The organism is Streptomyces viridosporus (assembly GCF_002078235.1).
GTDB classification, from domain to species: domain Bacteria; phylum Actinomycetota; class Actinomycetes; order Streptomycetales; family Streptomycetaceae; genus Streptomyces; species Streptomyces viridosporus.
The window spans coordinates 1-513 of record NZ_MSGP01000822.1 but is presented as its reverse complement, the minus strand read 5'-3'; the positions used below and the strand labels follow the sequence as shown (position 1 = coordinate 513).

At 71.3% G+C, this 513-nt stretch carries 1 protein-coding gene; it reads right to left on the bottom strand.

Features of this window, described 5'->3' with window-relative positions:
* Nucleotides 1–221: 221 nt before the first annotated feature.
* Nucleotides 222–513 (bottom strand): substrate-binding domain-containing protein (locus tag B7L92_RS37895; RefSeq protein WP_159461094.1); only part of this gene is annotated, 292 nt, incomplete at its 5' end.

The window sequence follows — 513 nt, the reverse complement described above, 5'->3', positions numbered from 1 at the left end:
CCCCGGGCCGTCCCGTCCGCCGAGTCCGCGACGGGGTGCGGAACGGCCTGGTCGTGGCCTTCCGACGTTCTCACCGTCGTGTCACCCATGGGCAAAGAGTCTGCCAGACAGCTTTCCTCCCGTAGATCATCCCCCGGTCGGGTCCGTCCCGCATGTCCGCGTACGGGTCCGGGGCGGCGAACTCCTCCTGCGGGAGGGCCCGGAAGACCGTTCCCTCCACCCTAGGGACGATTTCGTTCCCCGGGGGCCGAAGCGGTCGAACCGCGCACCACCAGCTCCGGCATGAACACGAACTCGCTGTGCGGCGCGGGCGTCCCGCCGATCTCCTCCAGCAGCGTGCGCACCGCGGCCTGACCCATCGCCGGGACCGGCTTGCGGACGGTGGTGAGCGGCGGGTCGGTGAAGGCGATCAGCGGGGAGTCGTCGAAGCCGACCACCGAGATGTCCTTCGGCACGTCCAGGCCGCGCTGCCGGGCCGCCCGTATCGCGCCCAGCGCCATCATGTCGCTCGCG